Annotated in this window: 18 protein-coding genes and 2 pseudogenes; 11 read left to right on the top strand and 9 right to left on the bottom strand. The window is 42.1% G+C overall.

All coding sequences use genetic code 11. The features are described 5' to 3' along the window. Positions 1-360: 360 nt before the first annotated feature. Positions 361-600, top strand: a pseudogene (locus MAS10914_RS35585) (IS701 family transposase); the annotation flags it as partial. A gap of 317 nt (positions 601-917) precedes the next feature. Further along, positions 918-2,528, top strand: a complete 1,611-nt coding sequence (locus MAS10914_RS0115580; protein ID WP_232224170.1) for an MFS transporter — start codon at positions 918-920, stop codon at positions 2,526-2,528. A gap of 183 nt (positions 2,529-2,711) precedes the next feature. On the opposite strand, the gene MAS10914_RS0115575 is transcribed toward MAS10914_RS0115580, so the two are convergent. Then, on the bottom strand, positions 2,712-3,239 hold the full coding sequence (locus MAS10914_RS0115575; RefSeq protein ID WP_017316874.1) for a DUF4168 domain-containing protein: 528 nt from the start codon (positions 3,237-3,239) through the stop codon (positions 2,712-2,714). A 747-nt stretch (positions 3,240-3,986) separates the two neighbouring features. Here MAS10914_RS0115575 and MAS10914_RS0115570 point away from each other — a divergent pair. The 3 genes and pseudogenes from MAS10914_RS0115570 to MAS10914_RS0115560 form a co-directional block, all read left to right on the top strand. Next, positions 3,987-4,286 (top strand): annotated as a pseudogene (locus tag MAS10914_RS0115570) (hypothetical protein); the annotation flags it as partial. A gap of 34 nt (positions 4,287-4,320) precedes the next feature. After that, entirely contained in the window at positions 4,321-4,452 is a 132-nt protein-coding gene (locus MAS10914_RS36220) for a hypothetical protein (protein ID WP_017316872.1), read from the top strand. 45 nt (positions 4,453-4,497) lie between these two features. Then, a complete protein-coding gene (locus MAS10914_RS0115560; protein WP_017316871.1) occupies positions 4,498-5,823 on the top strand; it encodes a hypothetical protein in 1,326 nt (441 codons plus the stop codon). A gap of 98 nt (positions 5,824-5,921) precedes the next feature. Here MAS10914_RS0115560 and MAS10914_RS0115555 read toward each other — a convergent pair whose 3' ends face one another. Both MAS10914_RS0115555 and MAS10914_RS0115550 read right to left on the bottom strand, forming a co-directional pair. Continuing rightward, positions 5,922-6,446, bottom strand: a complete 525-nt coding sequence (locus tag MAS10914_RS0115555; protein WP_017316870.1) for a DUF937 domain-containing protein — start codon at positions 6,444-6,446, stop codon at positions 5,922-5,924. Positions 6,447-6,621: 175 nt separating this feature from the next. Beyond that, positions 6,622-8,301 carry a sensor histidine kinase gene (locus MAS10914_RS0115550; protein ID WP_017316869.1) on the bottom strand — a complete coding sequence of 560 codons (1,680 nt, stop codon included), beginning with the start codon at positions 8,299-8,301 and terminating at the stop codon, positions 6,622-6,624. Positions 8,302-8,525: 224 nt separating this feature from the next. Here MAS10914_RS0115550 and MAS10914_RS0115545 point away from each other — a divergent pair, with 224 nt between their 5' ends. Beyond that, positions 8,526-10,082, top strand: coding sequence for a YcjF family protein (locus MAS10914_RS0115545; protein ID WP_017316867.1), 1,557 nt, complete (start codon positions 8,526-8,528; stop codon positions 10,080-10,082). A 296-nt stretch (positions 10,083-10,378) separates the two neighbouring features. Continuing rightward, positions 10,379-12,193: a serine/threonine-protein kinase gene (locus MAS10914_RS0115540; protein ID WP_017316866.1), complete on the top strand. Its 1,815-nt coding sequence runs from the start codon at positions 10,379-10,381 to the stop codon at positions 12,191-12,193. Between the two features lie 7 nt (positions 12,194-12,200). Here MAS10914_RS0115540 and MAS10914_RS0115535 read toward each other — a convergent pair whose 3' ends face one another. After that, positions 12,201-14,306 (bottom strand): serine/threonine-protein kinase, encoded by a 2,106-nt coding sequence (locus tag MAS10914_RS0115535; protein ID WP_017316865.1) that lies wholly within the window; start codon positions 14,304-14,306, stop codon positions 12,201-12,203. Positions 14,307-14,427: 121 nt separating this feature from the next. Here MAS10914_RS0115535 and MAS10914_RS0115530 point away from each other — a divergent pair, with 121 nt between their 5' ends. Further along, a complete protein-coding gene (locus tag MAS10914_RS0115530) occupies positions 14,428-15,135 on the top strand; it encodes a rhomboid family intramembrane serine protease (RefSeq protein WP_017316864.1) in 708 nt (235 codons plus the stop codon). A gap of 215 nt (positions 15,136-15,350) precedes the next feature. Here the strand turns inward: MAS10914_RS0115530 and MAS10914_RS0115525 are convergent, their stop codons facing one another. Continuing rightward, positions 15,351-18,485: a hypothetical protein gene (locus MAS10914_RS0115525; RefSeq protein ID WP_017316863.1), complete on the bottom strand. Its 3,135-nt coding sequence runs from the start codon at positions 18,483-18,485 to the stop codon at positions 15,351-15,353. 562 nt (positions 18,486-19,047) lie between these two features. Between MAS10914_RS0115525 and MAS10914_RS0115520 the strand changes: the two genes are divergently transcribed. From MAS10914_RS0115520 to MAS10914_RS0115510, 3 genes are all read left to right on the top strand, one after another. Continuing rightward, the gene (locus tag MAS10914_RS0115520) at positions 19,048-19,251 is read left to right on the top strand and encodes a chlorophyll a/b-binding protein (RefSeq protein ID WP_026082580.1); all 204 of its coding nucleotides are present in this window, start codon (positions 19,048-19,050) and stop codon (positions 19,249-19,251) included. Between the two features lie 73 nt (positions 19,252-19,324). After that, complete coding sequence (locus tag MAS10914_RS0115515) at positions 19,325-19,534, top strand: chlorophyll a/b-binding protein (RefSeq protein WP_017316861.1); 210 nt, start codon at positions 19,325-19,327, stop codon at positions 19,532-19,534. 64 nt (positions 19,535-19,598) lie between these two features. Next, positions 19,599-19,811, top strand: coding sequence for a chlorophyll a/b-binding protein (locus MAS10914_RS0115510; RefSeq protein ID WP_017316860.1), 213 nt, complete (start codon positions 19,599-19,601; stop codon positions 19,809-19,811). Positions 19,812-19,847: 36 nt separating this feature from the next. Here MAS10914_RS0115510 and MAS10914_RS0115505 read toward each other — a convergent pair whose 3' ends face one another. The 4 genes from MAS10914_RS0115505 to MAS10914_RS0115490 are packed head-to-tail and all read right to left on the bottom strand — an operon-like array spanning position 19,848 to position 23,657. After that, positions 19,848-20,966, bottom strand: a complete 1,119-nt coding sequence (locus tag MAS10914_RS0115505) for a sensor histidine kinase (protein WP_026082579.1) — start codon at positions 20,964-20,966, stop codon at positions 19,848-19,850. A 38-nt stretch (positions 20,967-21,004) separates the two neighbouring features. Beyond that, entirely contained in the window at positions 21,005-21,403 is a 399-nt protein-coding gene (locus MAS10914_RS0115500) for a hypothetical protein (RefSeq protein WP_017316858.1), read from the bottom strand. After that, on the bottom strand, positions 21,404-21,901 hold the full coding sequence (locus tag MAS10914_RS0115495; RefSeq protein ID WP_017316857.1) for a Rab family GTPase: 498 nt from the start codon (positions 21,899-21,901) through the stop codon (positions 21,404-21,406). It abuts the gene before it with no gap. 13 nt (positions 21,902-21,914) lie between these two features. Beyond that, on the bottom strand, positions 21,915-23,657 hold the full coding sequence (locus MAS10914_RS0115490) for an OmpA family protein (RefSeq protein WP_017316856.1): 1,743 nt from the start codon (positions 23,655-23,657) through the stop codon (positions 21,915-21,917). Between the last annotated feature and the right edge of the window lie 11 nt (positions 23,658-23,668).

Below are 23,668 nucleotides of genomic sequence, written 5' to 3'. Positions count from 1 at the left end.
GATTGCCAGCCTTCTCTTACGGCATGAATTTATCCTAGGCTTGAAAAGCTTTTACATGAATACACAAACCTGGCAGATGATTGCCTAATCCTCTCAAGCAAGGCGTGGCAACAGAGAATTCTTCCTATAATGAGCGCAGAAGCAGAGTTTAAGTTAGGACAGCATGACGATTAAGACACGGAACCACGAGGCAGCGATCTGCGCTTCTCCTGTCGGAGACGCTACGCGAACGCAACAGCGCTTCCGCAGAGCGGACGCTTACGCGAACGCTATCGCTAACTGTGCAGAACTGGCGGCATTAGTCGATCGGCACACAGACGGCAAGGGAAACGGTATCTATGCAACCGCGATCGATTCCTTGTGAAACGTAATCGACTTGTTGATGATACGGGAAAGCAAGAAGATTATCAAAGAATTGAATTGTTATCTTGGGATAATGAGGAGTTGAAATCAGGTAAAATACTTAAAATAAAGAAGTTCCCCGCCGCCAAAAAAGTGAAACTGTTCCGGGTAACTATCTCCACCGACAGAACGGATTTTATCGCTACGAACGATTTATCTCAAGATTCTACGGACGTTGTACAACAAGTGTGTAAGGTATGCCTATGGCTAACGCCACGGCTTTAGTTCAGCAACTAAAACGTCCGGATGTTCCCATGTTTATCGCCTAGTTGTTTGGCGCGCGGCGCCGCTACACCGCGCCATTGCTTGTGACAGTTGCGTAAGTCCTGAACTAGTTACCGCAACCAGGCGTTCTAGAACTCGATCTAGTTGTAAACGACCTACACCTGTAAGCCTCCCCCTGCTCTCTTGCCACAAAAAAGTCTTTTTCATGGAAATTATTAATTGCAGGGCAATCGCAAGGTTAAATGAAATAGCCCTGACTTTCCTCATCCACCATACTTTTGCATCTCCCTATGACATCACCATCAGCAGTTGCTATTTCCATGTGGACTCCCCTGCGTCAGCCGGTGTTTCGTGCCCTATGGGTAGCATCAGCGGTGTCAAGCATTGGGACTTGGATGCACGATGTAGGTTCAGCATGGTTGATGACAACCCTTGCGCCCAACTCACCATTATTAGTGGCGCTGTTGCAGGCGGCATCTAGCTTGCCGTTTTTCTTACTGGCTGTACCAGCAGGAGCGATCGCTGATGTTGTTGATCGCCGTAAGATGTTGCTGTGGACGCAAGGTTGGATGCTGGCTATGGCGACTTTGTTGGGTGTGCTGACTATAACCAACATCACAACCCCCTGGATACTTCTAGTCCTAACTTTTGCCCTAAGTATTGGCAGTTCGATGAATATGCCCGTCTGGCAAGCTGTGACACCAGAATTAGTTCCTAGAGAAGAACTACCGCAAGCTGTGACCCTCAGCGGTATTATTGTTAATTTATCTCGCTCAATTGGTCCTGCCATAGCGGGGATAATCATCGCCACAGCAGGCACAGGCGTTGTTTTCCTGCTGAACGCTGCCTCATTTCTAGGCGTGATACTTGTGATTTATCGTTGGCAACGCACGTATGAAAAGAGTGCCTTACCTACAGAACGCGTCGTGGGAGCAATGCAAGCAGGGATACGTTACGTACGCTATGCCCCAGTCTTTCAGGCTGTGCTGATTAGAACTGTTGCTTACATTTTCTTTGCCAGTGCCTTGTTTGCCTTGCTGCCACTGCTTGGGCGTCAAGAGTTAAAGCTGGATGCGCTGGGGTATGGTGTCATTCTTGGGTTTTGGGGCATTGGTGGGTTAGCAGGAGCGTTCATTTTACCCAAAGCACGACAGCGATTTTCAATGGATAAGCTGGTGGCAGCAGCATCTCTACTGATGGGCGTGATGATGCTGGCACTGGCGTTTTTCCGCATTGTGCCTCTGGTGTGGGGAGTGATGCTGCTGGTAGGAATTTCCTCCCTCAGCGTTATGGTCAGTCTCAATGTCGCAGCCCAAACATCGGTTCCTACGTGGGTGCGTGCTAGAGCCTTATCTGTGCAATTGCTGGTATTTCAAGGAAGTATGGTGCTGGGCAGTCTTTTGTGGGGTACTTTAGCGCAACGTACAAATATCTCGATCGCCCTTGCCACTGCTGCTGTAGGATTAATAGTCAGTGTCGCGCTGACAGTGCGTTATCGTCTTCGCTGTGCTGAAAAATTGGACTTGCGGGCATCCCTGCACTGGGATCAGCCGACTCATGCCTTTGAACCTTGCCCGAATGATGGTCCTGTCTTAATTACCTTAGAGTACCGCATTGACCCTGCTAACGCCGAAGAGTTTACTAAGGTGATGCAGGCACTCAGTCAAATTCGTCGGCGTGATGGCGCGATTCAGTGGGGCTTGTATCAAGATTTATCTGACCCTGGTCGCTTTGTAGAAACAACGCTTGTGGAGTCTTGGGCAGAACACAAAAGGCAATTTGAGCGGGTGACGAATTCCGACAAGGCGATTGAGGAACGAGTCCGCGCCTTTCACATTGGCAACGAGCCGCCGAGAATTTCACAGATGATTTATTCAAACCCCAACAGGCGCCCATGTTAAATGGCAATACCGTTCAGAAGATTATTGCTCAGTAGAGACGTTGCATTGCAACGTCTCTACAAACGCGCAACACGCGCTTTGCGTTCACCAGCTTCTCGTAAATCCCATAGACGCACGACGGAGCGCGTTTTCCTGTAGGGTAGAGCGGTTTCTTGAAGAGTAGAACACGCAGAAATTCCTTGACTAGCTCTGAATCATCTGCCGCACTTTCTGCTGCATTGCCGGATCTTGTCTGACTGCTGCTTCAATTTCATTGAAGCGCTTTATCGGTAGCCCTTCTTTCTGAACGACTTGTTGCATCTTTGACTCAGCTTGTTTTTGAATCTCCCCAAGCCTCGTGAAGGCTTTGTCATATTGCTGCTTTTCTTGTGGCGTCACCGTTTTTGTTGACCCATTTGTTGACCCAGATGAAGGACTGCTCTGCGCCTTATGGATTTCAATAAACCGTTGTTGGCTCAGACCAGACTGACCGATGACTTGTGTCATCTCCTGATTCGCCCCTTGCTCAATGTTTATCAACTGTTTTACGGTGCGTGCGAATTTCTGAAGTTCCTCTGGAGTGACTTGGGTCTGGGGTTGGGTCTGGGGTGCTGCTGGAGCTTGAGGTTGAGAGGGTGGAGTTGCAGGTTTTTGCACTTGTGCTAGAGCCGACAGGTTGCCGACAAGCAACAAACCTAAAACATAACCACCTGTCAGAAGTTGCTTGAACACGTTGAGTTCCTCCTTATTACCTACCCCGTTCAGAGAAGGTGTTGAATTTCTTTTCTCAGGTCGTCGAGTTCCATTGATTCGTTAGGCATGTCCCAAGACACCACCTTAACAGCAAACAATGGTCGCTGCCGAACATCGCTAACTGCTCCAGGTATGCGCTATTGTGGTACAGCTTAATACATATTAACTAATTAATACATATTAACTAAATGCGCTTAAGTTGTATCGAGGCGCCCATTAAATTCTTCTAAATAACAAACCCACCTAGACAGCATCTAGGTGGGGTTTTGATGAACAGAACTTACGCAGTGAAAGGAAAAATGAAGGTTTTGAGAGAGTGCTGGCGATCGCAAGGCACTGTCCTGCTTTTGAGGTGACTGGCGTGGTAGAGGTGCAATGCCTTGTGTCCATACCGATGTAGGGAAAATGCCACAATCCTAACTACACCTCCAAACTTTACTCCCCACTCCCAGTCTTAACAAAAAGTTAAATGTGTAGATTCAAGATGAACAGAAATCTTCAAGGAAAAACCTGCCGCTACCGCGATCAGTTTCGATGTTCACAAGATGCTCCCTAATGATCTATAGTGTCTCAATTCCATATACAACTAATAGAAACACAAACAGGAAAATAGGATTATTCAAGATAAATGCCAGCGGCAAATATTGGGTAATCCCAAAAGTCCCTGATTTTGTAAAAGTTTGTTAAGCAATGAAGAAACAACGTCCAGCCAAAAGACCGTAAAAAATTGCTGGCGATCGCGCTATTGTGCAGCCTGCTGTTAAGTGTCGCGGAAACGAATATCTACGAATTATCTATGGTTCGGAATACTCAACGCTAGAGAATTTGGATCATCTGCGCCAACAGGGGCTATCACTCAAGCGGTCTTTAGCTATGCGAGAGTTTACCTTAGGGGTTGAGGCTTTGGAGCGATTTGTTGCCCGAACACCTTTGCGTCATGTGCATGAGTGCGTTTTTGCTATTTTAGCGATGGAGAGCGAACCTGTAGATCCAGGCTGTAAAAATTTTGTGAAGCTTGGTAAATAAATTTTGCGGAACCTTTGGCTTGAGGTGAGCGTTTATGTTTTATGAAACAGCGTCGGTCATAATTATTGGCACAATTAAAAGCGTGATTGTCTACGACATCCAAACTCTAGTCAAAACCTATCCAGGACAAACCGAACCTACTAATCCGTTAACCGAACCGTATTGACCTCTGTCCTGTATTATTTACCAGTAGCAATCTATTCTCCAACTTATGAGTCTCCCATTGAGCCAAAAACTCCGTCTTACAGTAACTTTTGCTGCCTTATTACTTGTCGGTTTAGCCAATAGCTATCTATATACTCACTCAAAAAATAAACAACTAGCCCAACATCTGGCTGCACAGAATGTATCTAAAACTCAGCCGGAAAATTTTGTACCTCAACAACAGATTACCTTAGCCTCAGAGCAAGATAACCCTTTTATTGTTCAGCAAATATCTTATAAAAATTTAAGCAAGCAAAACACTTTTTCCTCGGGACAAAAGTCAGCGCCAGTATCAACATACTATCAAGTTATTGATGAGCTGCGAAAATATAAATTTAGTGTTCAAGGCAGCCAAGTTTTTACTCCAGGAAAACTACCAACCACTAAAGTTGGCTTCAATCAGGCAGACTTATTAACCGTTCTCTCCAATACCAGGAAATATTTCCAAGACTACACTTCGCAAGACCCAGATATTAAGCGTACAGGAATACTTGGCACTCAAGGAGTTACTGTACAAGATATTCTCAAAACCTTGGATTTCATGATTGCTGTCTTGCAGGAGGATATTGCCAAGAACCGAGCCACTCGTTTACAAGACCCTAATTTCATTAACACTCATTTCCGGGTCATCAAATGGTCTCCCTATAACTCACCAAACTCTGGACAGCAACGATTGCGAATTACCAAATATGCAGTTTTTACTCATCCAGGTTCTCATAAGAAAACCTCTACTTTTAATACACCAATTTATAGCTTAAAAGCTAACTCCACGAACGAGAAATTCTATACTAAATACACAAAACAGCAGGTTTTATCAGGTATTTATGAACCAGGTGGGAAAGAATTTGGTAAAGTTGAACCCCTCGCTTATCTGACCCGAACTGGCTTAGAAGAAGCGCTCATGGAGGGAACAATACTGGTTAATTTTACTGATGGTTCTAAGGCACTTTTTAATGTGGATAGAAACAATGAAATGCCTTACATTCGAGGATTAACAGGAACAGCACAAAAGCGTTATTGGTATTTTAGACAAGTTGACGCTATTAAAGGTTATGGATATAAGATAGATGCGAAGATTTCTATCAAACCAGGAGTGACTTTTGCAGGAGATGTCCTCAATATTGGTTTAGGTAGAGTGATTGTTCTTGAGCATACTAAAGGTGGACGTAAACAACTGCAACTGGGAGTTCTTGCCGATACAGGCGGAGCATTTTTACCCAATCTTCATCAACTCGATTTTTTGGCAGGTGTTTTTCAAAATAGAAAAGATTTTGACCAGCATATTAGACAATTGCCTGAATATGCTACAGCATATATTTTAGTGAAAAAGTGAAAAGGATCAGAAAGCAATATGGTTCGGATAAGGTAATTTACCTATCAGCAACCTCTGTAGAAACGTGCCATGGCACGTTTCTACACTCCTAACTCTTATTATCGTCCCAAATACCGATTAGCCATTTGCATTGCGTCAACAATATCAACATCGCCATCGCGGTCAGAATCTAGGAAAGAACTCATCACTGAATTTCCCCCTGTTTGAGGATTCTGAGAATTGGATCCAGATTTTAACAAATTTAGTACCAAAGGAACCAATATTGGCAGTAATTGTTGAATCATACCTGCATTTAACCCCGTGCGCTGGGCAACAGTATTAGCGACCTGCTGCTGCAAAAAAGGAGAGAATAGCGAGTCAACAGATTGCGGGTTAGGGGTAGTCCCGCCGAATTGATTCACCAGCCCTTGCGCTGCTTCATCACCTTCTGTGGCTCGTTTCTCTTGTAAAGCAGAACGCACATAGTTACCTACAATCCCTAAAGCGGATTGCATTGTAGAGGGATCTGTACCAGTGCTATTACTTAATTGCTGTACAGTGTTGAGGATATTGCCAATCTGACCTGTACTGCCTTGCTGACTAGGATTGTCGATCGCACCGATAATTTGGTCAAAAAGTCCCATGGGCTTTTTCTCCCTATGTACTCATGCTAACACCACCAAATTTTGACACGCCAGCGACTACTTGTTTCTATCTATTTAGTAAAAAATAAGCTTTTTCCATCTGCTAGCGCTTCTTCAACTATTATCGTGAAGCTTTCAGGAAGAAGTGCGTAAAAAATAACTTTGTTTTTCTGTGCTAGCTTCTATCAATAGGTAGAGAAATCGTGAATTCCGTACCTTGCTGCAACTCAGACTTGAAAGTCATTTCGCCGAGATGCTTTTCAACGATAATCTGATAGCTAATTGATAGACCCAAGCCAGTACCAACACCTCGCGGTTTGGTTGTAAAAAACATTTCAAATATTTTATCTTGGTTTTGGGGCGCAATACCCATGCCATTGTCTGCAATTCTTATCTTCACCCAATTATTGTCCCAGCGTTCGGTTAGGATGCTAATTTCGGGAGACCATTCTGAATTGATAGCAGACATCTCCTCCACAGCATCGATCGCATTACTCAAGAGATTCATGAACACCTGATACAGGAGTCCTGTGTGACCTGGAACAGATGGAATATCTCCATAGTTGCAAATAACATTGATACCCATTTTTAAGCGGTTTTGTAGAATCAACAGCGTACTGTTGATGCATGTGTGTATGTTAACTAACTGGACTTCAGCGGTATCCAGACGGGAAAAGTCTTTCAAACTTCGGGCAATTTCGCGGGTGCGGTCAGCCCCAAATGCTATTGAGTTGAGGAGTTTTGGCAAGTCAGCTTCCAGAAACTCTAAATCTATTTCCTTTGCTAATGCTTGTACAGCAGCAGGAGGAGGAACTTCCGCTTTGTATGTTTGCAGCAATGCTAAGAGGTCATCAACGTAGTTTTTTGCGTGTACAAGGTTCCCAGAAATAAAATTCACGGGATTGATAATTTCATGAGCGACACCAGCTAGCATCCTTCCCAAACTGGACATTTTCTCACTTTGGATAAGTCGCGCTTGGGTTTCGGCTTCTTGTTCTTCTAAAAGTTGCTTCACTTGTTTGATCAATTGGTTGAGAGAGGTCGCTAACTCGCCAACTTCATCTTTTGTTGTGACGGGTGCTTGTAGGTCAAAATTGGCATCTTCGGTAACGCGTTGGGCGATATCTGTCACTGTTCTTAGGGGACGAGCAATCGCACGACTTATGGAGAAAGCGAGGATAGCACCCAGTACAATTGACAACAGCAAAAACCCAACAATGAGAGTCAATCGCATCTTCTCTACCTGTAACAAAGCAGCTTGTGCTTGTGCGCGCTCCTGATAAGAACCTTTTATGACTTCAATAAGATCATCTGAGATGCCATCAAACTTGAGCGCTACAGGGCTATTGGTGAAATTCAATAAAAGTTTTTGTGCTGCTGTGACCTCCTCTAACTTCAAAGAAGGTTGATCAATTTGCCTGATGAGTTCCTCTACCTGCTGCAAGTATTCTTCGGGAACACCATTATAGGTTTGCAGCAAGCGTCGTATACCCTCACTCTGCTTCTGTTGTTTATAACTTGGGCGATTTACATAGGATTTTAGTTTTGACCACAACTGATTAATTTCAGCTCCATGGACTAGAAAATGGGAGTGTTCATTTTGCAACTGTTTCAGGTTCGGCACTAAAGGAATAAACTGTTGTTGGTGTGTTCGCGTCTGAAGTACAGCATTTTGCAAGCGATTGAGAAGCTCTATTTCTTCTATGGCATCGTCGTGCTTCTGTACAGCTTTTTGCTGCTGGTATTCTCCTATCAAGAATCCAGCAACTGTTCCGACAATTGCTACACTAAGGGCAAGAACATACCCACAAACAATTTTTTGTCGAATACTAAGTTGGTAGAACACTCGTTTCATCCAGTGAAAGTAACTTAAATTTAGGTGCTAAAGTCGTAGTGGAACTCGCTGTTGAACTTTTATAGAGAAGGGTTTTTATCAAGAAGGATGAATTCACTGCAAGAATTTGAGGCTAAATTTTATACATAATTGGCTTTTAGTTTAGCAAAATGACTTTCTCAACACCCTGGTGAAAAATACTGAAACTATTAAGATCAGAAGCATCCAGGTAGGTATTCACAACCATGCCTCTGTCACGCATAATCACCCTGATTGTTGGTCTCATCGTCATTCTAGGACTGAGTCTGTGGCTGATTGATTCTCTCAGTCGGCTTTACTGGCAATTCTCCTATTCGGCACCGTTTTTGGGTAATTTGCTACTGCTGTTGTTTATTCTCGTCATTGCAGCTTCAATTGCCACGTTTGTTTACTATGTGCTGGTGATTCAAGCAGGGGAGAATCGTCAGCGTCGCCGTAGAGAACGCCCAAGCGTACAAATCCCTGCTGCCAAATCTGATGCTGCGTCTTCTACTCTAGAAGCTGTGAGACAACAGCTCACGCAAATTCAAGATGAAGTTGCACGCCAAGCTTTATTGAGTAAGTCACGGGAGATTGAAGCAAATCTATCTGGCGGCGAAATCCAAGTTGTTGTATTCGGGACTGGAAGTGCTGGTAAAACTTCTTTGGCAAATGCGGTGATGGGACGCATGGTTGGTCAGGTAGATGCACCAATGGGAACGACTCAGGTAGGGGAAACTTATTGTCTAAGGTTGAAGGGATTAGAGCGCAAAATTTTAATTACGGATACGCCAGGGATTTTAGAAGCAGGGGTGGCGGGAACTGAGAGGGAACAACTAGCACGAGAACTAGCGACGGAAGCAAATTTACTGTTGTTTGTGGTGGATAATGATATCCGACAGTCAGAATTTGAGCCGTTACGAGCATTGGCAGAAATTGGGAAACGCTCCCTGCTTATCCTCAATAAAACTGATTTGTATACAGACGAGGACAAAGAAGCCATTTTGGCGAGGTTGCGTCACCGAGTGCGGGGATTGATTGCACCTAGTGATGTGGTGGCGATCGCCGCTCATCCCCAATCTGTAGAGCTAGGAAATAGTGAAATTTTCCAGCCTGAGCCTGAGATTTTCCCCTTACTCCGCCGAATGGCAGCTATTCTACGGTCTGAGGGTGAAGATTTGGTGGCAGATAATATTCTCCTGCAATCTGTACGTTTGGGAGAAGAAGCCCGGAAACTCATTGATGCTCAACGTCGCCGTCAAGCTGACAAAATTGTGGATCGGTTTCAATGGATTGGTGCTGGTGTGGTTTCGGTGACGCCTCTACCAGTGGTTGATTTATTAGCAACAGCTGCTGTTAATGCTCAAATGGTAGTAGAAATTGGCAGAATTTACGGCTGTGAATTGAATTTTGAGCGCGCAAAGGAATTAGCTCTGTCTTTGGCGAAAACTCTTGCTAGTTTGGGGATTGTTAAGGGAGCGTTGCAGTTACTTACCACAGCATTGCAACTGAATGTTGCTACTTTTATGGTTGGTAGAGCAATTCAAGGAGTGACAGCTGCTTACCTGACGCGAATTGCCGGGAAGAGTTTTATTGAATATTTTCGTCATGACCAAGATTGGGGTGACGGGGGAATGACGGAGGTTGTGCAGCGACAGTTTCAACTCAATCGCCGCGATGAGTTTATTAAAGCTTTTATTCAACAGGCGATTGCACGGGTGGTGAAGCCCTTGGCAGATAGAACTGAGGTGGCTCAAGAGGAAGATAATAAATTCTTACAGTAGAAATACTGATTAGACCAGATACACTTACTGGCATAAAATACAGGTTATAAATACTGTCTGTATTTGACAGGAGTAGCAATATTCCATACTTTATGCTGACTTTAAATTAATTGTTATTAAAAACACAATTCAACAATAATATTAACCGTGATAATAACTATAAAAAGATGACTCTCATTTAACAAATCAGTGCCTTACTCGGCGCTCATTTCATTTCTTCTCATAAGGCATTCCGGAAACAGGGGGCATTGTTAGAAAACTTATATAAGCAGTGACTAAGTAAATAGACTAGCTCAATGACTAATCACATGATCGGTAAAGTACTACAAGGACGTTACCAAGTCGTCCAAACCTTGGGTGCAGGGGTGTTTGGTGAAACATACGTCGCTGTAGATATTGACAATCCACACAACCCCAAATGCGTCGTTAAACAGCTCAAAGTTATCAGTTCCCAACCAAGCTACTTACAAACCCTCAGGTTACGTTTTATTACGGAAACCCAAACACTGAAGCAATTGGGACACCATGAGCAAATTCCCGAACTCATATCCTGCTTTGAAGAACATGAACGCTTTTACTTGGTGCAAGAATATGTGGAAGGACACGCACTAACTGCGGAACTGCCTATTAATCTTAATTTGGGTTATCTCTGGAGTGAAAGTGAAGTTGCCGAATTTTTACAAGATGTTCTGACTATTTTGGTCTTTGTTCACTCACAAGGTGTCATTCACTGCGACGTCAAGCCGGAAAACTTGATAAGACGCGCTTGTGATGGCAAGTTAGTTCTGATTGATTTTGGTTCAATTCAGCCAATTGATTTTGAAATTCTCGATGAAGTCTTGCCTTTATATAAAATTCCCGTCACTTCGCTTGGTTACATACCACCAGAGCAATTTATTGGTCAGACACAACCAAACAGCGATGTTTATGCTTTAGGCATGATTGCTATCCAGGCTTTAACAGGGGTGACACCACTGCAATTGAAAGTAGATCCCCAGACTAATGAGATTCTCTGGCGTTTTCAAAACACCCCAGTGAGCGATTATCTAGCTGCTGTTATCAGCCAAATGATTCGCTACAACTATAAAGAGCGCTTCAAATCAGCAGCTGAAGCATTGCGGGCGATTCAGCAAATGCCGTTGGAAAGCCGACAATCGCAAACCGTAGACGTAGAATATAATCGTTTTTCAGAGCCAGATGAAAAAAGTCAGCCAAAAGATAAGTTAAATGCTAACCGCACAGATCCGCAATTTCCAAATTACTCTCCTCTGTTGACAGGAATGAAGGTAGGGTTGGCGGCTAATTCTTTGGTCATGGGATTTGGGGTATACTCCATAGTACATAACACTCCAGCTTATTCAGAAACAGAGAAACTATATAAAGCAACGGAAGAATATCAAGCAGGGGATTTGCAGGGAGCAATTGCTCTAGCTAAATCAATTCCCTCAAATAGTAATGTCTATCCTGACGCACAAACCAATATTGAAGAATGGCAAAAGCAATGGCAAACTGCTGCTGAAGAATACGACGCAGCCCAAAAAGCCTTCAAAGAGAGTCGTTGGTCAGATGTTATACGTGCAGCCTCTAAAGTTCCTGATATTTTACATTGGCAATCACAAATAGATAAATTAGTTGAACAAGCACAAGCCAATATCGAATCACAAACGAAAGATTTATTAGCTAAGGCTTATGAAAAAGCATCAGTAAAAGATTTCAGCGGCGCTTTAGACTATCTCAGTCAAATACCCGAAGAAACTTCTGCAGGGACTATTGTTCAAGAAAAATTGGCTGAATACAATCACAAAAAACGTGTTAGAGCAGCTTACTTATTACAAAAAGCTTACAACAAAGCCGCAGAGCGTGACTTTGAGAGTGCTGTCAGATTTCTCCATCAAGTTCCTAAAGATACTCCTGTCTATGCCACAGCTCAAGCGAAACTCATAGAGTATTCTCAAAAACAGCGCCTTGTACATACTGAAAGTCAAAAGGTAGCATTATCAAAAGTACCTACTTCTGTGAAGATGAAAGAACGATTGATCACCAGTCATTCTGCTACGAATCTAGAAACTTTTGACCCAGGCAACCAACTGCAAGAGGTAAATATTAGATAGTCAAGAGTCAAAAAAGCTTTGGGCTATTGACTGTGGGCTGTGGACTCGGAACCAACTCTTGTTGTGCTTGATTACGGGCGTTGATTGCTTGTTGATAATCTGGCTTAATTTTAATAGCTTGCTCATATGAGGCAATGGCTTCTTGATAACGTTTCAGATTAAACAGAGCATTGCCTTTACTATACCAACTTTCGTAATGTTCTTGTTCGTAATTAATAGCTTTATTGTAGGAAGAAATTGCCTCTTGGTACTTCTTTAAATTGAAGAGTGAATTTCCCCGATTATACCAAACTTGATACTTATTGCGTTCTAATCCAATTGCTTTATTATAGGATGCAACTGCCTCTTCATAACGTTTTATTTGATGCAATGACCATCCTCGACCATACCACGCTTGATAATTTTTGGAATTGTATTTAATGACTTGATCAAAAGATTCAATTGCTTCTGGATAGCGTTGCAAATTGAGGAGGATATTACCTTTAGATAGCCAAGCTTGGTAAAAATTTGGCTTGTATTGTACAGCTTTGTCATATGCTGCGATCGCATCTTGGTAGCGTTGTAAATTCACAAAGACATTGCCTCGATTGTACCAAGCTTTTTCGTAATCTTGCTTTAATTCAAGCACTTTATCATAGGCTGTCATTGCCTCATCGTAACGTTTTAAATTTTGTAGTAATCTTGCTTTATTGTACCAAGCTTCATAATATTCTTTATTGTATTCAATAGCTTTATCATAAGATTTCATAGCTTGCTCATATTCGTTTAATTTAGCTAAAGCTTCGCCTTTAGCATTCCAAACTTCCGGATAGTTATTTTCTAGTTGTAAAGCTTTGTCAAAGGAAGCAACTGCTTCTTGATATCTTTGCAGCTTATTCAATGTAAAACCACGACCACTCCAAGCTTCCAAATAATCTGGCTCTATTTGAATTGCTTTATCGTAAGCTGCGAGTGCTTCTTTATATTCTTTCACCTCATACAGCGTTTTACCTTGTCCATTCCAGGCTTGAGCATAATCTGGTCTAATGTTAACCGCTTTTTCATATACCGATAAAGCATCTTCATAACGTTGCAACTCATAGAGTGTATTGGCTTGCTTGTACAATTCAGTGGCATTTACAGAATTGACAGCATTCATAATATAGATAGATGCTCCTACACTTATCCCTATTAAACTCATTATTCCTAAAAACTTGATCAATATATTTTTTTTAGGTTTCTTGCTTGTTTTAAAATTATTTTTTATAGGATTTTGTGATATAGGAATCAATGCCATTGTGTGAGATTGAGTGTTTTTTAAATCTTGTAGAGCTTGCAAAGCAACCCCTGCAGAAGAATAACGTTGCCGAAAGTCATAACACACCATTTTGTCTAGAACTTTGGCAAAATCCTCACTCACCGAGGTATGATTGTGCCAAACAATTTCACTAGTTTCTGCATCTATTTCTAGTTGTTCAGGAGATAATCCAGTCAGTGCTTGTATAGCAAGTATCCCTAAGGCATAAATATCACTACTAAATTTTGGATTTCCCTGAGCTTGTTCGCTTGCAATGTATCCAGGAGTCCCTATAGCAACTGTAAATTTTATTTTTCCACTAGGAATAATCACTTGGGTCGTGATTTGTTTGACTGCTCCAAAGTCAATCAAAACTAACTTGTCATCAAGCTTGCGTCTAATTATATTTCGTGGATTAATATCACGGTGAATAACTTTTTGCTGATGAACAAACTCTAAAATATCTAAAACTTCTTGTAACAGGCAAATAACTTGGTCTTGGCTTAGGGGTTTTCCTGGTATTATTTCTTGACTGAGGTCATGACCTTCTATAAACTCCTGTACGAGATAGAATTCTTGGTTTTCCTCAAAGTAGGCTAAAAGTTGGGGAATCCGGTCATGAATGCCTAATTTATACAGAACTTGAGCTTCTGTATCAAATAAGCGTCTGGCGGTTTGCAAAGTCTCGGGGTCGTTAGCCTGGGGCTTGAGTTTTTTGACTACACATTGAGGTGATCCTGGTAATTGAGTATCACAAGCAACAAATGTTTCACCAAATCCCCCTCCTCCCAAGTGGCTAATAATTTGGTATCGTCCAACAAGTATGTTTCCCAACATTTGGTTAGCCTAGTTTAATGCAGTACGGTCTGATTCTAATCTTGCCACAGCTTCCTGGAAGAGGAGAGGGGGAGAGGGGGAGGAGGAAATATTAATCTAAAATCTAAAATCCCAAGTTGATATGATTCCTATTAGCGATAACATTTTCTTTTTCACGCGTAGAAAGCCAATAATTATTTACTGTCTGATTGGCATCAATATTGCCCTATTCTTATGGGAACTAAAACTAGAACTTGGTGGTGAATTAGGAAATTTTGTAAACAACTGGGGTGTAGTTCCAGCACAAATCAGTGCAGCTTTTGCAAATGCACTTGCTGGAAACTCAGCTGCTTGGATAGTTGTGCTAATGCGTTCGACTTCACTGCTTGCGGGAATGTTCCTCCACGGCAGTTTTAGTCAAATTTTAGGTAATTTGATATTTTTATGGGTTTTTGGCAAAACTCTAGAAAATATTCTCGGACAAAGACGATTTTTAATATTTTACCTAGCTTCCGGCATCCTGACTGCGTTAGTACAAATTCTAGTTGAACCGAGTTTGACAGTCCCATTGATTGGGGCAAATGGTGCGATTACAGCTATTTTAGGAGCCTATGTCCTTAAGTTTCCTAAAGCTAAAATTGACACTATTTTGCCTCTTTTGATTGTATTTATTCCCATAGAACTATCAGCCTCTTTCTATCTATTTTGGTGGTTTGTGCAACAAATTTCTTACGGGATAGGCAGTTTAAATATTCCTGGTGGCGTTAACCAAGGCAGTATTGGTTATTTAGCGCAATTTGCGGGCTTGTTTATTGGTGCAGCATTCATCAAGCTCCTGCAAAGATACTAGTGCAAGGAGTCAGAACTTAGAACTCAGAACTCAGCAGAGAAAAAGACTTATATAACCAAAGCTTTAACCTATTTCTAACTGTCTAGTTATTTCTGTCGTCCTGTACTAGAAGTTTACCAATTTTTTTGTATACCCTGCGTAGGCGGAGCGGTTCCAACAAAAAAGCCTCTCTTGTGAGAGGCAAACAACAGGTAAGCGGGAGATAACGTATCAAACTACGCCAGAACGACAGCGACTGCTCCCCCAATAGCAGAGAAGATGGCTGAGACAAGTGCTGTCGTAAACAGCCACCAAGCAGCTGATGCTGCTGCTTTGCGGGTTTCTTCGGCTTGGCGCTGTGCTTGGTGCTTCACTTCTTCTAAGCGTCGCTGTGCTTCTTGCTGGATGCGTTCTGCCCTTTGCAGCACATTGTTGCGCGCCCGTTCGATTTGGTCGATAATGCGGTTAGCATCTTCCTCCGAGATATCCTCGCGGGAACTCATAATTGCAACTAGAGTATCGCGGTTGAAAGACGATAGGCGATCGCGCAATGCATCAAACCCTGCTTGCGGGTCGTCAAACAGTGTGCGAACATCACGCTTGATGCTATCGTAGTTCAGTTCTGGACGATCCAAAGAGTTGAGATAGTAGCGAATGCGGGCAAAAATTCCGTCAATCACATCTTGAATGCGCCGCTGGATACCCCGCACTTGTTCCAGAAACTGGTCGCGCACTGATATCATGGTATCTGCAATCTGTGCCGCTTCTTCATCAGTTAGGTCTTCCCGCAGTTTCAGCAGGGTGATGATGGTGGAGCGGTCAAAGTGGGAAAGACGTTCACCTATACTTTCCATCCCCACTTGCGGATCGTGCAACAACAGATGCAAGTCGCGCTTGATACCTTCTGGGTTTAGTTCTTCCTTGCCACTTCCGCGCAGGTATGCTTCGAGATACGCTTGGAAAGTTTGCACTCTTTGCTGAGTTCGGGTGGCTAAACGACGGGGCGCACGCACCATGTTGTGAATTGACGTTTGCACAGAATCAATGACCTGATTGACTTGCTCTTCACTCAAGTCCTGACGTTGACTGAGCAATTTCACCAACGTGTCTCTATCGACTTGTGACAACCGACGGCGCAGTGCGACGACTCCTTCTGTTGGATTTTGGAATAGTCTATTCAAATCCTGCTGAATTCCTTCGGGGTTGAGTTCATTTTTACCAGTGTTCCGGAGGTAATCTGCAATTGTGGTTGTTACGGAGTCATATTGCTCCTTTGCTTTATCTGCAATGGTTCTTGGTGCGTGGCGAATGTTACTCCAGTTTTCCTCAACAGTGTCAAGAATTTGGTTAGCTTGGTCTTCGCTCAAGTCTTGTCGCTGACTCAGTAATTTTACGAGAGTATCACGGTCAAAACGAGACAAGCGCGCCCTAATTGCCGCAATTCCTGCTTGTGGGTCATCTAAAAGTCTTTTGAGATCAGCGCGGATAGCATCAGGGTTGAGTTCAGCTTTGCCTGTGTTCCGCAGATAAGATTGTAAATTTAACCATAGGGATTCAGCTTGATATTTTGCCTGGTCTGCAATTCCTTTGGATTCGACTAAGACTTGATTCCGTTGTTTTTCCAACTGGCCAAGGATTGTGTCTGCTTCCTCAGGATTAATGTCATTGCGCTCTAGCAGTATTTCCCGCATTTCTTGGCGGTCAAACAGAGCAAGTCGCCGAGATAGGGTTTCATAATCTGCGTCTTGGTCTTCTAGTAGGGATTTAAAATCCCGCGCAATGCCTTCCGCAGTCAAATCTGATTTAGGGGTAACGAGGAGATAGCTTTCGACTCGGCGTTGCAAGTCTTGTACTATCTCTTTTTCTTCCTCTGCGATGACTGCGAGCAGCACTTCTTGGCGGAGCACTTCCAACCGATCTGCTATACGCTGAATTTCTGTTTGGGTCAGCAGACCCCGTTGTTTGAGAATATTGACAAAATCACTGCGAGAAAGTCGCTCTAACTCTTGCCGCACTGTTCCAGGGTCGGCAGCTGGATCGTAAATAACGTCACGAAATTCTTGGGCACTTTTTTCTGAATTCAGTTCCCAGGAATGTTTGCTGAGTAAGTAATTTTCCACATCAGCACGAATAGGGCTATAAGGCTGTTTTGGCGTGGGAAGACCCAACTTATCTGCTTGTTGAGTGACTTTATCTTTAGCGTTTGTGAGAGCACCTAAGATTTTTTCTACATCTATGTCTGACAAATCGGCTCGTCCCAACACAACGCCAGTCAGCGCGGATATTGCCTGCTGCACTGTCCGCTGAATTGGACCAGGACTCGCTTCTTGGGTTGCCCTTTGGTTAGCGTCTTTTGTAGAACGCATCTCTGCCATCAGTTGATCCAGCTTGGCGTTGAGTTCATCTGTCCTGGTTTGTCCAGGTGGCAATGATTTGAGATAGTCAACCAATTCTCCCAGGCGGTCTTGCCTTGGTTGTTGTTGACCCAGCGTCTGCTGCCAAACTTTATACAATGTATCAGCAATGCGGTTAATATCTCGTTTCGACAGGTCAGTGCGACTGCTCACTAGATCAACAAACTTTTGACGGTCGATGTTGCTCAGAGCTGCACTACCAGCTGCTGTACTACCTGCGATCGCCATAAGTTGCGGGTCTTTGAGTAAATTTTCAAATTCACCCCGAATTCTAGATAAATCGAGTTCTGGCGGACGGACCATTTCCAAGTAATCTTCTATTTTGTCCCGGATAGTGGCGGGGTCTACAGCACTCCCTATTTCCCGACGTACAGCGGCGGCGGCGGCTTCAGCTGTTGCTACCACTTGCTGATTGACAGCTTTTGCCCCTAAAGCGGCAGTTGCTGTCCCCATAATCGCCTGTAAGCCGGAAGTTGCCGAGTTGACCAACGAGCCAATTAAGGAACCCACCGTGGTTGAACTCACCCATACCAGCAGTAAGAAGTACGCTCCCCAAATCACCAACCCCAGAATAGCTCCCAGTCCCGGAGTTAAAGTTAAAAGACTGAGTTTCACTGCTAGGAAACAAGCAATAGCAAGGGCAATAGTCACAGTGACTACTGTCCACATCCCCACAGCTGTACCAATTTTGCGAATGGTGCCGCCCAAACTTGTGACCTCTCCATGATCTGAATCCGAGTCAGATGAATGCCCCAAGTAAGAAATACCAGCGGCAACGGAGAGATTTGTTAAAACTAATTGCAGGGCAAAAGCCAGGATCACCCCTGAGACAAGAACGAAAAAAAAGCGCGGTCCAAATCCAATTGTAGTGACGTCTGGCTGGCTGACCACTGGCTCCTGCGCCATCCAGTAGAGTGACTTATACACTGCCAGTATGATGTGCGTACTCTGAAACATTCTTATTCCTTCCTCTGAGCTTCTGTCGGTGGGGATTAAAAATTACGTGAGAATTAATTTTGTATCTGTTATCTTACCCAACTCTTTATGCTTCAGAATCCAGGAATCATTGTGCTTTCAGCATCCCTCCAAAGTTTGAAAATTTGCTACAGCGTGGGATAGAAGTTTTTCTACCTAAGTGAATCAGTAGCAAAAATAAGTATGAAATGAAGGCTACAGTGTGATTTCTCAAGTATGAAGTGAAAAAAGGGGGATTTCATCCCTTATTCTTTTTTATCCTTCTGCCTTATTTTCAAGTGAAGTCTTTTCTTCTTTATTTTTTAGCTGTTTCTTAATAGAAATTGATTTGGTTAATTCTAGCTAATTTGTCAAGATCGTTACATTTATTTACAATTATTTTTTTTTGCACTCTCCCTAGGTGGATTTATCCAGGAAAATACCTTTTTAATAATCGTCCACAAGAGGTGCAGATACTTTGTACCCATTGACAGAAAGCAGCAGAGTTATGAACAGCTACATTAAAGTTAAGACACAAATTGAACTTGAACGAACGAGAAAAAAAATGGAAACTCGCCCTTCTACGAACTTACCACCTGTTGCTACAGAATATAACGGCAAAGACCGCAATGCTTTTCTGTTTGGTTGGAATCCCCAAGCTGAATTATGGAACGGTCGTTTGGCAATGATTGGTTTTCTTGCCTACTTGCTCTGGGACTTGGCTGGCTACAGCGTTCTGCGTGACGTATTGCACTTCATTGGTTATTAGTCATTATTCATAACCTAAGTCCTTTGCAAAAGACTTATAACAGCGAATAAGAAATAAATTTGGAGGAAAAACAATGCAAACTCGTGAAACTCGTTCTGCCACTGATTTACCACCTGTTGCTTCAGCTTACAACGGTGTAGACCGCAATGCCTTTATTTTTGGTTTCAATCCTCAAGCGGAACTGTGGAACGGTCGCTTGGCAATGATTGGCTTTCTGGCTTACTTGCTTTGGGACTTGGCTGGTTACAGCGTGCTGCGTGATGTTCTGCACTTCATTGGTTAATAATCATAAGTCCTTTGCAAAGGACTTATAACAACGAATCAGAAATAAATTTGGAGGAAAAACAATGCAAACTCGTGAAACTCGTCCTGCCACTGATTTACCACCTGTTGCTCCAGCTTACAACGGTGTAGATCGCAATGCCTTTATTTTTGGTTTCAATCCTCAAGCGGAACTGTGGAACGGTCGCTTGGCAATGATTGGCTTTCTGGCTTACTTGCTTTGGGACTTGGCTGGTTACAGCGTGCTGCGTGATGTTCTGCACTTCATCGGATACTAGTCCTAAAATTCTGTAGAGACGTAGCATGCTACGTCTCTACACATAACGTGGTTTTGGCAAGCGGAACCAAAATTGCGATCCACCTTCTGGACGAGGTGTATAACCAATTTCTCCTCCCCAACGTTCAACTGTCATGCGGCAAAAATAAAGCCCAAGCCCAACTCTACCTGATTTACCTTTCCCTTGAGAAAACTTTTGAAATAAACTCTCCACATTTTCCGGTGGAACACCAGAACCTTGATCATCCACTGTGACCAGAATATAATTTACATCCTGTTGTAAACCAATTGTCACAGTAGACTCCGGTAAACTGTGACGAAAAGCGTTTTCTGCTAGATTTGCAATCACCCTATCTAAACGCGATTTATCACCAACAACTCTCCAATCTGCTGTTATGTCAATATGAGCAGCAAGGTGTAACTGCATTTTGTTAAGTGCAAAAGAAGGAGTTAAAACTTGGATGACCTCCTGCACAGATATCAACGCATTTGGTGCCTGTTCTGCATCGACTGCAAATGATTCTAAGGATTTGACTTCAGCAGAAAATGCATCCAATATTTCCCTGATAAGCATCTCTTGCCTATAACATTGTAATTTACCAATTTCTAAAGTCTCTTTTCCTTTTAGTGTTAAATTTTCAAGATCCAAAAGAGCAAGACAGAAGTTGATACCACTTAATTGTCCTGCCATATCATGTATAATACAATGAATTAAAACTTCTTTTTTCTGGTTTTCTTTCAGAATATCGTGATAGTTTAATTGGGTTTCTCTAGCTTTTTGAATTATATCTTGCGTCTCTTCATAAGTTTCATATAGTCGTTCTATTAATAAAAAATTTCTGCTATTTACATATATAGCTGAAGCTTCAAAATGATATTCTATACCAGATATATCAACTTGATCCCATATACCAGATTTTAACTTTTTCTCTCCTTTTATCTGCCAAAATTCTTCAGCGTCGATTAAAAAGTTTTCTAAAAAAGAAAAGTCTTCGTTTGGGATTAATATCTCCATTCCTGATGACAAGCTTCGATGACAATACCGCCTTAACCAATCTGGTACATTCCCTGTGATTCTAAACGAGCTAACATCTAGCCGCTCTAATACTAAAATGTTCAATGCCGCCAACAAGTCTGCTGTTATTGATTCACTCATAATTAAAACAAGTCATAGTCAATTATATTAACTATTTATTACTGATTCATTTTCGTTGATTTTTCCTGTAATAGACTTAAATTGTTGACTTGTTGTTGTACCATACCTACATGAATTTCATTCCAAGTAGCATCTAACAGCAACACCCAATCTCCTTCCTGTGAAGGGAATATATGTATATCTGCACAAATGCCATATTCTGTTCTGATACAGGGCAGAAATAAGGGAAAATCATTAAGCGGTAAAAGACCTTCCAGAAAAAAAATTTGCTGTGCTACTTTCTTCCCTTCTTGTAAATTCGTAACTCCATATACTGAGAGATGACCGCCACAAGCCGACAAAAAGCCATCTTTATCTACTAAAACATAAGCAAGAGAACATTTGTTTATCATAAAATTGAGAAGATAAGCAATAACTGCAACAGGGACATCCAACATTTATCCCTCCAATATTTTAGAAGCAAGAGTTTGGAAAGTTTCTTCTACACCTAAACCCGTTTTTGCACTGGTTTTGATGACCGTCCAACCTCCCACGATAATATCGTTAATTTCAGAATTAATTATTTCCCATTCATCTGCTAAATCCCATTTGTTTATTACCAAAATAAAGGGAACTTTACCAATGCTTTCTTCTACCCTCTTTTGTAGATTAAAAGCTTTTTCCAAAGTATTTCGTCGAGTTCCATCTACAACTAATAAATAACCAGACGACCCCCGCAAGTAAGACATTCGCACTTTTTGAAATTCGTCTTCTCCATAAAGATCCCAAAGAATAAGGTTTAACTCTTTATCTTTAAAATTGACAGTTTTTTTGTCAATTTTGACCCCTACAGTAGTCTGATACTTCTCAGAAAAAATACTATAAACAAAACACGATACTAAACTAGTTTTCCCCGTGGCAAATGCACCTATCATACAAATTTTTTTCTGGAGCATGTATGAACAATCCTTAGTAAGCGTTGTCAGATAGTAAGACATTAAAAGATACCCTGCGGCTCGAGTTCTTACCTCCTACCAATTTCAAATCTAAATCTTGACTATTAGCCACACCTATAATATTGAACTTTTTCCGATTAATTCCTTGGGAAGATAAATAAGAAAGGATTTTATTAGCACGGGCTTGACTAAGTACCCGATTTCTTGTTTCTGTTCCAGCTTTATTTGTGTGTCCTACTATTTGAACACGCACATCTTTATCAAGATATTTGGCAGTCTCCAAAAGTTTTTCTATTTGTAGTACAAGCTTCTTAAGCTTTTTATCCTCACCAGGTAAAAACTCTGTTGTGCCTTCTGAAAAAAAAAGCATTTGTTTTTCAACCTGCTTTTTATATGACTCAAGATGCTTTAGTTCTATAGCAACAAGGTTTTTATCTTGAAATTGACTCATTCCTGGAATAAAACGCCATGATTTCCTGGCCTCTAAAATCCACTGCTGAGGTGCAGAACCACTGACATGAAGAATACCTTTTTCATCAACTCTCATGGAGACTGTTTTTGGAGGTTGAAGTAATTTCTCAACTCTTTTGCTGGTAATTTTTGGTTCTAAAGATAGGTAAGGCTGCCAATGGCTGACGACTTTTTCTGGACTGAGGTTTGCTTGTTTGACTAGCATCTTAGGATCTACTGCTAATGAGTCGCGCATTCCAGAAATAAAATAATTTCCACCTCGCTTCTCAGCTTGAATTACGACAATTCCAGGCTGAGAATTCAATTTTTCTAGATAGGCATTCCAACGCAGATGGTCTCTAATAGCAAAAAAGCTCCAAATCCCCAAACCAAGAGATACTGTGCTTAATAAAAGCCAAGCATAATTAGATTTTTTTTTGGTTGGACTTTTATACTGCGCCTCCAAACAAGCTTCTAGCTCATGTCTGCTGGCTGCAAATGGCTCTGTCTCTCCTTCAAAAAAAATAAGTTCTCTGTTTAGCTTCTGGTGAATTTTTTCTATTGTTTCTTGAAAAACTAATCTTAATTCTTGGGGAGCACTTCCCCGAATTATACCTGCTAGTACTGCCTGTGGTCCCTCTTCAATCCAAATGGTGAGTTCTCCAAAATGTAAACTTTGAAGCCTATCATTTTTTTGTGTATTGAAAGAGTCTTTGACAAAATCCTGGATAGCCGTCAACATAGCTGAAACCAAATCTGGATCTTGAGCGCTGACCTTCGGTAGTACTATATGTTGCAGCATTAAGCCGGTTTTTTTGTGAATTAGAAATACCTGTTCTACTCGATAAATAAGCGTGCGAAGCAGTACAACTTCAGCAAATGTTTTCCCCGTCTGTCGCGCTTCTAATCTCCACTTAAGACTTTGTGGAGAAAAGCTATTTTCTAAAGTGGTATCTAACGATTGAACCATCTCTTGGAGAGCTGTGGTAATAGCCTTGCGAATGGCTGGTCCCATGATAGGGAAAATCGCAGTTGAAAGAATATCTAAGTCTTTTTTAACAGAGGATTGAATAGCGTGTTCAACAGTAGGTACTATTGCCTCGCCAAGTTGTTTATCTTGGATTGTTCGTAAAATAACTGCCTCTGGAAGGTATCGGCTGATATTTTCGGCTGTTACCTCAGGGTTATCTAATCGCTCGTATAATTTATTGAGTTTATTTGGCTCAACACCCAGGAGTAAACTACGGAGTTCACCTAGTTCATCGTTAGGTTGTACGTGATTGTTTTTTGAGTAGTCATTAGTCATTAGTCATTAGT

This window comes from Mastigocladopsis repens PCC 10914, from assembly GCF_000315565.1.
GTDB lineage: Bacteria > Cyanobacteriota > Cyanobacteriia > Cyanobacteriales > Nostocaceae > Mastigocladopsis > Mastigocladopsis repens.
Note: the sequence above shows the minus strand (reverse complement) of the source record. Positions and strands in the feature narration are given on the sequence as shown.